Consider the following 12,361-nt stretch of genomic DNA (forward strand, 5'->3'; position numbering starts at 1 on the left):
TTCACCCCCGAAAAACACGCTTGAAGGCGCGTTTGAACAGTCCACTGTCAGTGGCCACCTGCTTGCCAACCAGTTCCTCGGCCATCCCACGCAGCGCCTGGGTGATCGCCGACCGAGGTGCTTGCAGGCCTAATGGCACACCCGTGTTCTGACTCTGGTTGATGACGCTGAAGTCATTGGGCAGCTTCACGATATTGGTGCAGCGCATCGCCTCGCCGATATCCTTGAGACTGACCGGTGCCGCCTTGTCGTAGCGGTTGACCACCACCTCCAGCTGATTGCCGCGTACGCCCAGGTCATCGCGCAGAATGCGCGCCAGGGAACTGGCGTCGCGCAGGTGGTTGACGCTCTGCTGCACCACGACGTACACCCGGTCCGCCTGCTCCAGCACTGACGCGGTGATGTGGTCGATCTGCCGTGGCAGGTCCGCCACGACCCAATCATAGTTGGCGCGCGCCAACTGCAGCAGCGCATCGAGCTGTTCGGCCTGGACATCCTGCGGCAAGCACAGCTCATTGGCGCGACTGCCAAGCACATGCAAGGACGGGCTGAAATGGCTGCAGAACCCGCGCAGTGCCACCCCGTCCATCTCTTTTATCTGCTGCAACACATCCAGTTGGGTGTGCGACTGCGCGACATCCAGGTGATGCGACACACTGCCAAACTGCAAGTCCAGGTCAAGCAACAGCGCGTTGCCCTTGAGGCTGAGCTGATGCGCCAGGTTACAAGCCAGTACCGTGCCGCCGGAGCCACCCTTGGCATTCATCACGGCGATCAGTTTCCCGGTTGCCGTACTGCTGGTCTGGGTCTCCATGACCATACGGTTCAAGGCTGCGATCAGCTCCGTGGCAACGATGGGTTCCGGCAGAAAATCGCGGGCACCGGCCTGCATTGCCAGGCGCATGCCTTCCCGATCGTCCAGCAGGCCGCACACCAACAGCGGCGGGCGTTCATGGGCCGGGCGTTGCAACAGGGCTGCCAGCTCCTCACGCCACAAGTGGCCAACGCGCAAGAGCAAGAAGTCGGGCTTCCGGTCCAGCCCGAAAAGCGGGTCGGAATGCCCATTGCTCACCTGGCGAACATTCACCTCCAGACCGGAGATGCGCTGACAGATTTCTTGCAACTGACGCAAGGCCAAGGCGTCGGAGCTGCTGATCAACAGACGCATCCCGGGCTTGATGGAGGTAGCGGATACGGAAGACTCCCTAAGATTCAGCATGGCGTGATCTCCGGTGCGACATCCGCCTCGGTATGACGCCCGAGGCTTTCGCGAGGTAAGGTCGCCTTGAATACTGGCAGGGTAATGGGCACCCCAAAACCTGGAATAAACAGGCTGAATTGAAAGTTCTGCAGGGTCAGCTGGACATAGCGGACAGCGGCAAACCCGGTGGCACTCACCAGATCACCGGGGTTGGCTACCAGCGCGCCGTTCTTGTCCAGGTAACGCAGGGTCAGGTCCCCGGTGTCCAGGTCGGCCAGCAGGGTACTGGCGCCACTGTTGCCGGCGCTGTTGAATATCGCCCGACGCAGCACTACCGGGTCGCTGATGTTGCAGACCGCTGCCAGACGTGCGCCACGCCGAACGGATTCATTCAGCACGTTCACGGTGTAGTACAACCGGCCTATTTCCAGCACCCCGAACAACAGCGTGAACAGCAATGCGCTGATGATCGCGAACTCTACGACGTAGACGCCTTCCTGCATGCCTCTGCGCTTCATCACAGTGCCCTCATCACGGTGGTGGCGACCAATGGGAAGTTCAGCGCCGTGCTGCCGCCAATAAAGGCAGGAATGCCGTTGGCGACCAGCGGGGAAAAGACAGAGCTGATGGTCACCTGCACGTGGTCGCTGGTGCCCGCCACCTTGGCCACCTGCACAGTGATGTTGGCCGGCATGCCGGTCAGGCTGCAGGGCGGCGCGGAAGGTGCACCGTACACCGCCACTTTCTTGGTCATGCACTCGAGATCAGCGCTCACCTCGACCTTGCCCAAGGTCGAGTTCCAGGCCTGGCTGGCGACGAAGCGCGCGGCATCACGGCTGCCTTGCAGCAGACTGTTGTACTGGTAAAGCATGCGGCCAAATTCGCCAAAGGCCAGCAAGGTCAGGAGCAACAGCGGCAGGGTGATGGTGAACTCGACGATTGCCACCCCTTGCTGGCGCTGCGCACGCTTGAGCCGGTGAAGTTCCATGACAGTTCCTCAGGAGTCGATGCTCGGTGTGCCACTGCCGTTGAGAAAGGTTTTGTACAGCTGGATGATCTGCGGGCCGGAATCATCCTGCGGCGTGGGCCCCGGCACACCGTCGCCTTCGCATTGCTTGACGAACTGGCCGAAGATCTGCGAATCCCCACCCGAGTTGTCGGCCGGCTGCACTACATAGAAGCAACCGAAACCGAGGACCGGAATCGAGGATGCCCCCGCGTTCTTGCCCGAGCAGTTGCCCACTACGATCTTCAGTATCCGCCGCTCGAAAACTCCGTTTGACTGGCACCCCGTCCCCCCGCCGGCGACACATGCGGCGCTCTGAGCGGCATAATCGTTGTAATCGAACAGCGACGTACCGCCAGCAGAGAGGTTGCCATTGCTCGAAGTGACAGGTTGGCCCTGATGCTCCAGTCGCGCCGGTGTGGTGCTGTCGTTGTACTTGATCTTCGGGTTGTCGTAGGTCGTCACCAGGTCGGGCGGATAGTCCGTCCCCTTGAACGACCCTGTGTAGTCGCCAAAGCGCGTATTCAAACCTTGAACGGAAGGGCCCACCGTGTTGCCTGGCTTGGTGTCGACGTTTTCCCCGACATTGCGGCAAACCGAGCCGCCGCCAGCCATGAGTTCGCCAACCTCCTTGCCGCCCGAGCCAAAATCGAGCAGCTGGAAATTGCCGGGGCCAATGGGGTCACTGTTCTTGGCGGCTGACTTCAAGACCTCCAGGTCACCGAAACGATAGCCCCAGAACATGCCCGCATCCGGGTTGTATTGAGCCGGGTTGCCACACACCAGCAGCGGCGCAAGATCGCATGGGCTGGTCGGGCTCGGCCCGGCGGTGGCAATCGCCGTCACGCTCTTGGCCCCCACGGTTCCCGTACCGATTGACTGGGCGAAGCTCCAGAAAAAACCCGCCAGTGAGTAATTCGATACCGAGACCCGCACATAAGTGGCATTTACCGGCCCCGGGAAGGAGAAAGGCCCATAGACATTGTCTGCCAGCTCCACCACGGCGAATGCTCCAGGGTTGCCGCCGATTGCCGTCAACAGTTCGTTGTTGCCTGCGGCCTTGGCATTTTCGTTCAGGGTGAAGAGCGCGGCGGCTCGCGCGGTACTGGCACTATTGCCAGAGCCCATCACCTGGCTCAGGGTCTTTGCGCCACTCAGGGCGGCAGCGTCCACAGCATTCTGCAAGCGTGTCTTGTTCAACAGCATGTGGCCCCCGTCGAGCACCAACGCTGCCATCATCAATATCGCTACCAGAGCGATCACGATCATGACAGTCACTGCCCCCCGCTGTTGGCCTGGCCGCGCGGTGAACATCCGTTGAGCTCGAGGAGACATGGTCACACCCTCAATCAGCGAGTTGAATCAGTGACTTGGATCTGGATCGGCTGACCGACCTGCTGCGCATCGCCAGTCGCCCCCCGATAACCATTGATCACATTCTCCAGCAATGGCCCATCGGCGCCGGCGGCAGGCAGTTCGGTGCCTGGGTTGGCGGCCACTTGCTTGTCGGCAATCTGCTGGTAGGTGGTCTGGTAGACGCTGTAGCCCAACGGACCAACGCGCCCTTCGTCATACGTCATGCAGCCGGACAACCCCGATACAAGCGCGCAACCCACGATCATGCTTTTCATGCTGGTTCTCTCCGATCAGTTCACATCATGGCCAAAGTTGCCACCGCTGACCCCGAGGCTGACGGGCACCGCGCGCCCAGGCTCACTGCCCTTGGTCTTGCCGAGCAGGTAGAAGTCCAGGTCACTGGGCTCGACGAACTTCTCGGTGGGCAGGCGCACCGCCTTGGCATCCACAGGCTTGGCGAGGTGCGGCGTCACCAGGATCACCAGTTCGGTTTCACCGTTGATGAACGATTGGCTGCGGAACAGGTGCCCGAGTATCGGCAGGTCCCCCAGCCCTGGGAAACGGCTGACGAAATCGCGGGTGTTCTCACTGATCAAGCCGGCAATGGCGATGGTCTGGCCATTGCCAAGTTCGACCGTGGACTCGGCACTGCGCTTGGTCAGCGACGGAATGACCTGGGTAACACCATCGCCCAGGACACTGCTCAGGCCCGTGTCCAGCACCAGCGAGTTGACGTTGGAAAGCTCGCTCACCGAGACATTCAGGTTGAGGTTGATGCGCCCGGAGTCGAGCACCACCGGCAGGAACTTCACCCCGACCCCGAATTCCTTGTATTCGACGGTGATGCCGTCATCCTCGGTGATCGGCACCGGGAACTCGCCACCTGAAATGAACTCCGCCTGCTGGCCGGTCAGCGTGGTGAGGGTGGGTTCAGCCAGCACTTTGGCCGAACCATTGTCCTTGGACGCCTCCAGCACCACGTTGAAGAGGAAATCGTCGGACAGGAACTGGGCGAACAACCCTTTGCCGCCACCAATCAACGAACCAGGCGAAAGGATCGACCCGCCACCGGGAGTCAGGCCCAGCCCTTGACCATTGTTGAACCCGCCACCGCTCCAGTTGCCGGAGGTGCCAAGGGCATTGAAGCGCACGTTGAGGTTCTTGATCAGGCTGCGCTGCATCTCCGCCACCTTGACTTCCAGCATTACCTGCTGGCTGCCACCGACACTGAGCAGGTTGATCACCTCCAGCGACTGGGTCGGCGTCGCCTCAGCAGCTTCACCCTTGCCTTGCACCACGCTGGCGGTTTGCGCGGCATAGGTCTTGGCAACCTTCATCGCCGTGTCCATGGCGGCAGCGCTGCGCACCTGGCCACGCAGCACCAGCGCGCCCTGGGCACTGAACACCTCGATGTTTTCCTCGGGCAGCAGCTGGTGCAGTTTGGTCTTGAGCCCGGTGAGGTCATGCACGACCTCCACATCCAGGGTCTCGATCAAGCGGTTGTTGCTGTCCCAAAGCAACACGTTGGTAGTGCCCAGAGAACGGCCGAGCAGGTAGAGCTGGGTCGGGCTGGTGATGAGGATGTCGGCAATATCCGGGTTGCCGACCGAGATTTTCCTGACCGGTGTACGAGCGCTGATCGTCCGCGACTTGTAGATGGGTACCTGGATCATGTTGGTATTGGCCGCCGGCATGGCGCTGTATCCCGCCCCCGGTCCTTCAGCCTGCGCCACGCCAGCGAACAGCAGCTGCGTACCCAGCCCACACAACAGGTACAGCCCTAGTCTCTGCAAAGTATTCATTGACTACTCCCTGCGAGGTGATCTTGTTCCTGCCGAAGGTTAGCTATTCGGAAGCCAGCTGCCTTAAAACCTTGCTTTTGCTATCTCGACTTCAGTCCCGCGGATGATGGTGACCGCGCCAACGCCACTGCTGCGATTCACCACCGGTTTTGGTTGCGGCCTGGCGGCTGGCGGCGCGGCCTTGGCCGGCTCGACAGTGGCAACGACTGGTGGCTGCTTCTGAGCGTCCAGCGGGTTGCGCAGGGCCAGTTGCAACCTCCCTTCCGATTGCGCCTTGACCAGGACCTCGGCCTCTTTGGCCGACATTTCCAGGGTCACGGCACGCACCACCACCGGTTGCGTCTTGTCCGTCCCCGCGGTCTGGTCCACGGCCAACACCCGCAAGTCCTGGAGGATGGTCGTGGACTCTGCTTCATTACTGCTGCCATTGCTTTGCCTGGTCGCCAGTACATCGACCCGGTTACCCGGCAAGAGGAAGCCCCCCACCCCGACCACGTCATCGACACGCACCGAAATGGCACGTTTGTCAGGAGCGATCAACGAAGCCAGGGTACTGCCACCCAGGTGCTCGGCCAGGCGTGCGCTGCGCAGGACATCGCCGCGCAGCAGGGCGAAGGTGGCGATCTTGCCCAGCACCTTTTCGTTGCTGTCGAAGGCATCATCAGGTACCGCATCCTTGGGCATGCGCACGATGGCAACCTGCTGGGCCTCGATCATCTGCCCGAACGGGATCTCCACCGTGGCGACCACCACGTTCTTCATGTTGTCATCCGGGGTGGTGTTGAGCCGCCCATTGAGCCAGTTGTTGGCCATCCAGGCGGCACCAAGCCCCAGGGTCAGGGAAACAGCAATCAGGGTAAGCGTACGGGCGCTCATGTCTGCAACTCCTTATCCGAGGAAGTCGATCTGAACGAAGTAGCTGTGCCAGGCCCATTCCAGCTCCTGCGGCGACAGCGGACCATCGCCGCCCTGGTATCGCTGGCGGTCGAGCGCCATGCTCAGCAGGTCGCGAGGGTGGCATGGCACCAGCGGCACGCCTTCGGCCTCGTACAGCGTCTGTAGCGCATAGCGCAACAGCGACGGATCGTAAGCCAGGCCCAGGCGTTCGCATTCCTGGCGCCAGATGCGTTCGTACTCATCGACTTTCAGGTAGCTGAACTGCAGCTTGTAGCCAATGCGCCGCAAGAAAGCCTCGTCAGCCAGCTCCAGCGGGTTGAGGTTGGTGGAGAACACCAGCACCAGATCGAACGGCAGCTCGCAATGACGCCCGCCGCCAAGGTTGAGGAAGTCGCGCTTCTCTTCCATCGGCACGATCCAGCGGTTGAGCAGTTCGGCCGGGGCCATGCGCTGGCGCCCCATGTCGTCGATGATGAACAGGCCATTGCTGGCCTTGAGCTGCAGGGAGGCCTGGTACTGACGGGTAATGGGATCGAAACGGACATCCAGTTGCTCCATGCCCAGTTCACCGCCGGTGATAACGACCGGGCGCTTACATCGCACCAGCCGGCGATCGATTCCTTCGTTGAGCAACAGGCTGTTCGGTTGGCTCTCTTCCTCCAGGCGCTGATGCACCTGGGGGTCATACACCTCGATGACCGACTCGTTGATCTCTATGGCATGAGGGACCCAGATGTATTCGGCGAACAGGCGAATCAACCGGCTGCTGACGTAGGTCTTGCCGGTGCCTGCGGGGCCGTAAATCATGATTGCGCGCCCGGAGTTCAGCGCTACGCCCAGTTGATCGAGCATGCTCTCCGAAAGCACGACACCGGTGAAGGCCGTATGCATGTCCTGCGTAGTGATGCGTCCATGGTGAATGGTCTGCAGCTTGAGCAGGTCACGGTAGGCACTTACCGGGAAGGGCGCCGCGCCGATGTAGCCGCTGCGCGCCAGTGCATCACGGGCGGTACCGCGACCACGTTCGGTCAAGCCGTAGCGCAGCACCTGCCCCCCCGTTTGCACACCGACCTGGCCCAGTACTTCGACGCGGCCATCCTTGCGCAGAAAGGCCAGCACTTCTTCCACCACCGCACCGGTCAGCGCCAGGCGCTCCACCAGACGCGACAGGTCCAGCGTACCGGCGTCATGCAGGTGCTTGCACAACAAATCACCGAGAAAGCTTTCTGCCAGGCCAGTCTCGCGAACCGTACGTGGCTGAGGTGCCAGGCCCTGCACTGCGTCCTTGGCACAGGCGCAGGCACCACTGTCTCTGAGTGCGTACATTGTTAGCCTCCCAGGCTATAGGCCAAGCGGTTGCCAATAAAGGCTGACAAGGGTTCCGGACAGGATCGCGACTGAATAAGGGAACGGTTTACCTGCCACCTCATCCGCCTTCGGCGCAAAATAGGCCTGCGCAGTCAAGATCAACCAGTAGCGTTCTAACGTCTGTTTCAACTGTCCGCGCAGGAGCACTATCAACATCCCGCACACGCCACCGGCGATCAGGCTAAAAAGTGCTGCTGAAAGTGCGTCAGGCGGTGTAAGAAAACTACCGACCATGGCCATAAGTTTGACGTCGCCGGCTGCCATGCCCCCCAGCGCGTACATCGGAATAAACACGGCAAATCCGATAAACATACCCAGTACGCCATAACCTAGCCCGGTAATTTCTGCGGAATAAACCTGGCCCGCCAACCCCAACCCCAACCCCAGCAAGACCAGAAAGTTGGGAATGCGGTGGTTACGAAGATCCCCGACCACCGCAATACCCAGCAGCCCTAGCAGCACGACAATGGCGAACAGAGACTCTGCTGACATTGCTGCATCCCCCTTGGGGCTTAGTTAAGAATGAGTTCAAGGGGCAGCGGTGCCTCCAAGCGCAGTGATCAGCCCGTTGATTTTCCCCTTGACCGCGGTTCCCAAGTTGGTGAACGCAGTAATAAGGGCGAGGGCAACCAACCCACCTGCTACCGCATATTCCACGACGGTCAGGCCATCTTCATCTTTGACGAACTTCATCAACGAAGCCTTGAAAGTTTGCATATTCATTTCGCTCACCTCGCTAAGGACATTATTTTTATTCCCAGGCAGTGGTGTTTTGCACTACCTGTTGGGAATCCTAGTCAGAGGGTGACAGTGGTGGTTAGGAGATTTTTGCGAATCGCTAGGACTTTTTTGCGGCCATTTGCCAGCATCGAAAAAAGCGACAGGCCACCAGGGAAACAAGCGGGAAAGGATAATGTGAGAAGCACTTTCGAACGCATTTGCACTCGATTCAGCATAAGCGTACGGCCCACTCAGTCAAAGGCGACAAGCGGTCGTTCTGGCCAAACACCAACAAAAATCCGCAGCCCGTCTAACATCAGGGCTTTAGACAACACATAGAACGCAATAGACAAAAACTAGCTAGCCTAATAACCAAATCAATCGGCGAGCTGATGGCATGTTGTCAATACTGCAGCACGTAGGGACACCCTCAGGAGCAGGTTAAGTCATGATGTCTAACCCGGGCAAAAAGCCCCTGTTGTTGTGGTTCGATCTGACACGTGATCGCTCCACCGAAGCCTTGATGGCACAGTTCAGTCATGTCTGCGATTGCAAGCTGGCAAAGACGGTCGCGCATTCCGAACGTCAGCAGGCAGACATGATCTGCATGCATTTCGATCGTCCCGACACCCTGAACCTCAACCTGCTCCTTGAGGTAAAACGCAGCTCGCCTGCCATCCCGATCACCATGCTCACAGTGCAGCACTCCGAAGAACTGGCCGTCTGGGCCATGCGTTCGCGTGTCTGGGAATATCTGGTATTGCCGCTTACAGCCAGCGAGATGAGTCGCTACCTCGGCGTCCTGAAGCAGCTTTGCGAAGTCCGCCGCACTATCAAGAGTCAGGGCAATTCGCAGCAGATCGACCATCTGCCGTCGCTGCCCGACAGCATTCGCCTGACTGGCGAACACCACAAGCACCGGGCGCTCAGCAAGGTGATGCCGTACATCGACCAGCATTTTCGCGAATGCATCGATCAAAAGGACCTGGCGCAGCGCTGCGGAATGACTACCGCTCGCTTCAGCCGCCTGTTCAAGGAGGTCAACGGCGTGGGGTTTCTGGATTACATCCTGAGCAAGCGCATGAACCTGGCCATGGACCTGCTGGTCAACAGCCAGATGCCGATTACCAGCATCGGCTATGAGGCAGGTTTCAAGGACCCGTCCTACTTCGCCCGCGCCTTCAAGCAGGTCAGCAACTGCACGCCCAGCGAATATCGGCAGGCCCGTCAGCCTGGAGCATCAGCCAGCGAAGCCGAGCCCCTGAAAGGTGCAAATGCGTCCGTGCCGGATAACGTGTTACCGAGTGCTGCGCTTCACAAGAGCCGCTGATAAATCATTTGCCCAAGGCTCACTCTGCTGAGAAGCAATGGCGCCAGCCTGGCGTTATGGAAGCCGTTTGGCTATTCACCAAACGCGCGTCCGGTGCACCTGTCGATTGCCATCCGGCCGTTGAGCGAGGCTTCGGTGGTCAACCAGAAGCAGCACTTTGTCGAGCGACTCAGGAGCTTGTGGGGGCCAGCGCTGCATTGACGATCACAGGGCATGCCGATCAGGGCGTTGAAATAATCCATCGCTCTCAAGAGGTCGAGGAATGCATCTATACGACTACAGGTAGAGAACTGAGAGTTCAAGACAAACTCAAGCTCCATAACCAAAAGATAACGAAGCCTGTGATCGCACCTACGAATGCAAAAACACAACCCACTTAAGAACAAAGAACTTTCCTACAGCTTTAAAAGAAACTTCCGTAGGAATAACACCGCCCACCAGCACTTAACTACCCCCAGAAACAAACACCCTAAAAAACCTGTTGACTTCAGCAAAAAAACAGTGATGTCATTATTGCACGAAATGGACCTCAAAAAACAAAGGCCAAACAGGGACAAACTCAATGTCATCCATGCATCTTTCTACCCTAACAAAAAGCTCACGCCTCTTCGTGCCGAACTTTAAATACCCTAGAAAAACCATCAGGACCTACCACCACTACCCATAACAACAATAATATTCAACACAAAATTAGCTACCTTCCACACCTTATCCATCAGTACGACATTGGCCACTCACTCGCTTGCTTATAGGTGTACACATGCCCAAAAACAACAGGAAAAGCCTCTTCAAAAACACGATATCAATGCAGGAGTTTGGACATAAATTTATCGAATCATTACCCAGCCACTTGCAAAACCTGAAAATACCTGGACGACAACTCAGCATAGACCATAGAAGAAAACCTCTACTCGCCAAGATTGAGGACATACCTGCAATTCAAAAAGCAATGATCGAAGTGCTCAACCATCCCATCACGCAGGACTCTCACCACCTTACCGAAAGTGCCTTTCAACTCTTTCTAGAAAAGAAAAATACTGACATAGGAGTTTTAAAGTTCTTCAACGGATGGAATGAGACACATAAAACGACAAGCTTGGTCTCCGCAAAGGTCATCATGCGATTGTCGAATGACACCCTATCCCTACCGCTGGAGAAGCAAAGTGGTCATTGCATCGTCATGGCCCACATGCACGAAGTTGCAAAAGATGATTTCGGCTTAGGACATGAGGGACATGATGGAATGTACCCGAACATGACAGGCGCCTTCAGCGCAACCGACTGGAGTCAAGACCGATTCTCTGTAAAGCAGTGTAACTATTTCTCCGGTTTCCTCTACAGCGTTGGCGTAGCAGGGAATAAACTTCCGATGAATTCTATCGAATATATGCAATCCATGATGAATGCCATGATGGTCTCCATCGCATCTGAACTCTGGAATGGACGCGAGTACAATTTTCTCGCCCAACACATTGAAGATAAACTTTTGGCTATCAACCCGTCACTTGGTTCAAATACCAATGATCTAAGAAACGCAAAAGGCTATGTACTCAGCCATTCCGGCGAAGTCGAGAACAAGCATGGTCTGCATGCCTTGGCCGCTGCGCAAGCGTATGGCCGGGTTACAGGACTGACCTTTGACCCAGTTCGACTGCAGACGATCATGCTTGATTACAACCAACGTGTTGGCAAGGCGTTTTATAACCTTCGCGAGGTCTTGAGCCAAATTAACTGACCGATTTGATCGGCCACACGCCTGACTGCCGTATCAAAAAGCCGATAGATCTCCACTCATAAACCTGGTGTCACCCATGGAATTCGAGCACGCTCTGATCACTCTGGGCCTTTTCGCTTTTTGCGGCGGATTAATTGATGCAGCAGTAGGTGGCGGAGGGCTTGTGCAAGTCCCCGCCCTCCTTCACGCACTGCCAAACCACAGTTTGGCCACCGTATTTGGCACTAACAAAGTCGCTGTTTTCGCGGGTAACATTTTCTCCACCCTGAGCTATGCGAAACGAATCAAGATCGTATGGCGACTGATGCTACCGACAGCACTTTCTGCGTTTGTCTTTGCATTCCTGGGCGCCTACTCTGTCTCGCTGGCGCCCAAAGCCTTGATGGAGTACATTGTCTTCGTCGTTCTGGTAGCAATGGCAATTTATACATTCATCAAGAAAGACCTTGGGCAAACCCATACATCTATACAATGCGGCAAGAAAGAAATCGTACTGGGTATTTTCTTTGGTGGCACCATCGGCTTCTACGATGGTATCTTTGGACCCGGCAGTGGCAGCTTGCTGCTGTTCATTTTCGTCAAATATTTTGGTTTCGACTTCCTGAACGCATCGGCCTCTGCAAAGTTGGTCAACCTGGGTACATTTACTGCGGCACTGCTTTTCTTCATCCCCTCCGGCCATGTGCTATGGACAATCGGTGGTGTGGTGGCTGCCTGCAATGTTGCAGGTTCGTTGACGGGTACTTTCCTGGCATTACGTTACGGAAGCCGGTTTATCCGCACCTTCTTTTTAATCCTCTTGATCTTTCTGATAGGAAGAATGGGCGTTTCGCTATTCCTGTAGGAGTACGCCAAGCCCTTTGGGAGCGCTGTGGGAGCGGGCATGCCCGCGAAGAATACAACGCGGAGGCTGGCACCGGCTTCGCCGGTGTTCGCGGGCACGCCC

Annotated in this window: 13 protein-coding genes and 1 pseudogene; 4 read left to right on the top strand and 10 right to left on the bottom strand. The window is 57.4% G+C overall.

Going from position 1 to position 12,361, the window contains the following annotated elements; genetic code table 11:
- Position 1: 1 nt before the first annotated feature.
- From MKK04_RS21250 to MKK04_RS21295, 10 genes are all read right to left on the bottom strand, one after another.
- Entirely contained in the window at positions 2–1,219 is a 1,218-nt protein-coding gene (locus MKK04_RS21250; RefSeq protein WP_207836596.1) for an AAA family ATPase, read from the bottom strand.
- Positions 1,213–1,719, bottom strand: a complete 507-nt coding sequence (locus MKK04_RS21255) for a TadE/TadG family type IV pilus assembly protein (protein ID WP_063913203.1) — start codon at positions 1,717–1,719, stop codon at positions 1,213–1,215. Before MKK04_RS21255 ends, MKK04_RS21250 begins: the two co-directional genes overlap by 7 nt.
- Positions 1,719–2,189, bottom strand: coding sequence for a TadE/TadG family type IV pilus assembly protein (locus tag MKK04_RS21260; protein WP_233694157.1), 471 nt, complete (start codon positions 2,187–2,189; stop codon positions 1,719–1,721). Before MKK04_RS21260 ends, MKK04_RS21255 begins: the two co-directional genes overlap by 1 nt.
- 9 nt (positions 2,190–2,198) lie before the next feature.
- Positions 2,199–3,542 carry a TadE/TadG family type IV pilus assembly protein gene (locus tag MKK04_RS21265; RefSeq protein ID WP_241105960.1) on the bottom strand — a complete coding sequence of 448 codons (1,344 nt, stop codon included), beginning with the start codon at positions 3,540–3,542 and terminating at the stop codon, positions 2,199–2,201.
- 14 nt (positions 3,543–3,556) lie between these two features.
- A complete protein-coding gene (locus MKK04_RS21270; protein WP_063913206.1) occupies positions 3,557–3,838 on the bottom strand; it encodes a hypothetical protein in 282 nt (93 codons plus the stop codon).
- Between the two features lie 15 nt (positions 3,839–3,853).
- Complete coding sequence (locus MKK04_RS21275) at positions 3,854–5,365, bottom strand: type II and III secretion system protein family protein (protein WP_233687033.1); 1,512 nt, start codon at positions 5,363–5,365, stop codon at positions 3,854–3,856.
- A gap of 63 nt (positions 5,366–5,428) precedes the next feature.
- A complete protein-coding gene (gene cpaB / locus MKK04_RS21280) occupies positions 5,429–6,241 on the bottom strand; it encodes a Flp pilus assembly protein CpaB (protein ID WP_063913207.1) in 813 nt (270 codons plus the stop codon).
- 12 nt (positions 6,242–6,253) lie between these two features.
- Positions 6,254–7,588, bottom strand: a complete 1,335-nt coding sequence (locus MKK04_RS21285; protein WP_207836622.1) for an AAA family ATPase — start codon at positions 7,586–7,588, stop codon at positions 6,254–6,256.
- A 15-nt stretch (positions 7,589–7,603) separates the two neighbouring features.
- On the bottom strand, positions 7,604–8,122 hold the full coding sequence (locus MKK04_RS21290; RefSeq protein WP_241105961.1) for an A24 family peptidase: 519 nt from the start codon (positions 8,120–8,122) through the stop codon (positions 7,604–7,606).
- A gap of 36 nt (positions 8,123–8,158) precedes the next feature.
- Positions 8,159–8,353 (bottom strand): Flp family type IVb pilin, encoded by a 195-nt coding sequence (locus MKK04_RS21295; protein ID WP_207836634.1) that lies wholly within the window; start codon positions 8,351–8,353, stop codon positions 8,159–8,161.
- Positions 8,354–8,798: 445 nt separating this feature from the next.
- Between MKK04_RS21295 and MKK04_RS21300 the strand changes: the two genes are divergently transcribed.
- From MKK04_RS21300 to MKK04_RS21310, 4 genes and pseudogenes are all read left to right on the top strand, one after another.
- Entirely contained in the window at positions 8,799–9,680 is an 882-nt protein-coding gene (locus MKK04_RS21300) for a helix-turn-helix domain-containing protein (protein WP_241105962.1), read from the top strand.
- 84 nt (positions 9,681–9,764) lie between these two features.
- A pseudogene (locus MKK04_RS26740) lies at positions 9,765–9,878 on the top strand (DUF4917 family protein); the annotation flags it as partial.
- Positions 9,879–10,440: 562 nt separating this feature from the next.
- Positions 10,441–11,415, top strand: coding sequence for a hypothetical protein (locus MKK04_RS21305; protein ID WP_241105963.1), 975 nt, complete (start codon positions 10,441–10,443; stop codon positions 11,413–11,415).
- A 76-nt stretch (positions 11,416–11,491) separates the two neighbouring features.
- On the top strand, positions 11,492–12,259 hold the full coding sequence (locus tag MKK04_RS21310) for a sulfite exporter TauE/SafE family protein (RefSeq protein ID WP_207836647.1): 768 nt from the start codon (positions 11,492–11,494) through the stop codon (positions 12,257–12,259).
- The last annotated feature ends 102 nt before the right edge of the window (positions 12,260–12,361 follow it).

Source organism: Pseudomonas sp. LS.1a (assembly GCF_022533585.1).
Taxonomy (GTDB): Bacteria; Pseudomonadota; Gammaproteobacteria; order Pseudomonadales; family Pseudomonadaceae; genus Aquipseudomonas.